The sequence below is a fragment of the Thiothrix nivea DSM 5205 genome (assembly GCF_000260135.1).
Taxonomy (GTDB): domain Bacteria; phylum Pseudomonadota; class Gammaproteobacteria; order Thiotrichales; family Thiotrichaceae; genus Thiothrix; species Thiothrix nivea.
Genome location: NZ_JH651383.1, coordinates 1 through 1,572 on the forward strand (window position 1 = coordinate 1; position 1,572 = coordinate 1,572).

The 1,572-nt window shown below is 48.3% G+C and carries 3 protein-coding genes; 1 reads left to right on the plus strand and 2 read right to left on the minus strand.

Annotation, left to right across the window (positions count from 1 at the left end):
• Nucleotides 1–221: 221 nt before the first annotated feature.
• Nucleotides 222–650: a type II toxin-antitoxin system VapC family toxin gene (locus THINI_RS00325; RefSeq protein ID WP_002706566.1), complete on the minus strand. Its 429-nt coding sequence runs from the start codon at nucleotides 648–650 to the stop codon at nucleotides 222–224.
• On the minus strand, nucleotides 647–901 hold the full coding sequence (locus THINI_RS00330; protein ID WP_002706568.1) for a type II toxin-antitoxin system Phd/YefM family antitoxin: 255 nt from the start codon (nucleotides 899–901) through the stop codon (nucleotides 647–649). Before THINI_RS00330 ends, THINI_RS00325 begins: the two co-directional genes overlap by 4 nt.
• A gap of 219 nt (nucleotides 902–1,120) precedes the next feature.
• Here THINI_RS00330 and THINI_RS00335 point away from each other — a divergent pair, with 219 nt between their 5' ends.
• On the plus strand, nucleotides 1,121–1,444 hold the full coding sequence (locus THINI_RS00335; RefSeq protein ID WP_002706570.1) for a DUF6444 domain-containing protein: 324 nt from the start codon (nucleotides 1,121–1,123) through the stop codon (nucleotides 1,442–1,444).
• Nucleotides 1,445–1,572 lie beyond the last annotated feature (128 nt).

The window sequence follows — 1,572 nt, forward strand, 5'->3', positions numbered from 1 at the left end:
CGAAGACAACAGCCCGCCAACAGGATGCCTTACACACCGGCATTGTCAAGGAGCTTCCCTGCGGGACTCCTCCTTGACAATACCGGCGTTTCAGGCAAAGAAGCCAGCATGGGCTGTTGCACCAAAAGGCACAGGAACTGCGCCTTGAGGGTTTTTATTGGATCTTTGCTGGAAAGGGTTGACTGTGGAGACCATATATGACTCGTTATCTGTATTATTTATTATTCTTCGTATTCCCAGGGGTTAAATAGCTCCGCTGTACTCTGCTCCATATCGGATATATTTCTTGTAGCTACTATGCAATTATATGTGAGTCCTGATACAGCTATTAGTCCATCAATGGTAGCCATTGGTCTGCCGATTAATTCTGCTGAACCTTGGATAGAGCCCCAGTTAGTCACAACTTTTAAGTCAATGGGAATAATCCGATTATCAAAACGCTTTTTTAAGTCTTCTTCGAGCCAAATTTTTAGTTTTTTCTTTCTGGTTTGGTCGGGGTCTTTTTGAATGCCTTTTTGTATCTCACCGAATGTCAGTATGCTTAAAAATAAATTGGCTTCATCTTGAGCTTGGAGCCATGAAATCACATTTTTGTTTGGTTCTCTCTTGATCACCTCAGAGATAACGCAGGTATCTAACAGGTAGTTCACAGCTCAATATCTCTCGGCATATCTTTATTTCTTGTGAAATCAAGGTCACTGTCTACCAAAGGAGAGCTTCTTAGAAACATCACCAAATCATCTTTTGGCTTGATAAATTTTGTGTACTCTTCAAATGAAATGATAACAACAGCATTGCTACCATGCTTAGTCACAAACTGGGGTCTGTGGTGCATTGCGCTGTCAACTAATTGACTAAATTTGCTTTTTGCATCTTGGAGTTGCCATGTGTTCTGTTCCATAGCTCTAACCTCAAATTAAACTGGACAGACTAGACAGTATTTTGTTTTCTGTATCTTGTCAAGATGATGGCGAATCTATGTGCAGATAACGCGTCGGAGTTGAGTGGCGCGTTTGTGGCTGCGAAGTGACTCCCGGGGGTAAGCGTTCACGCCCTCTGATAGGCATTGCAGCGATTTTATAGTAAATTCACCCCATCCCAATAACGAGCCATTATCCCCTTGCCAGCCCTAGCCCACCCACTGCCGACCACCCTTGATGAAGCACATCAGCTGATCGTGCGCCAACAGGAACGGATAGCCGGGTTGGAGAAGCAAGCGGCACGGGTAGTGGTGTTGGAACAGCAAGTCGAAACGCTGCAAAAACAGCTCGAAGAACTGGTGGCCAAACTGGGCAGCAGTTCCCGCAACAGCTCCAAACCGCCGTCCTCAGACAGCCCGGAACAACGGGCAGCCCGTCCAAACGCAAGGGGAGTGGCCGCCCGCATGGCGGGCAACCCGGCCATCCACGCCACGAACGGGCGTTATATCCCCCCGAACAAGTGACCCGCACTGAACAGTATTCCCGGAAAGCACCTGCGCTGTGGTGGGGCAGTGGCGGTTGACTGGGAAACCCTTACCGCCATCAGGTCACGGACATCGCCCCTCCGCCGCCACCCGAGGTGACGGAGCAC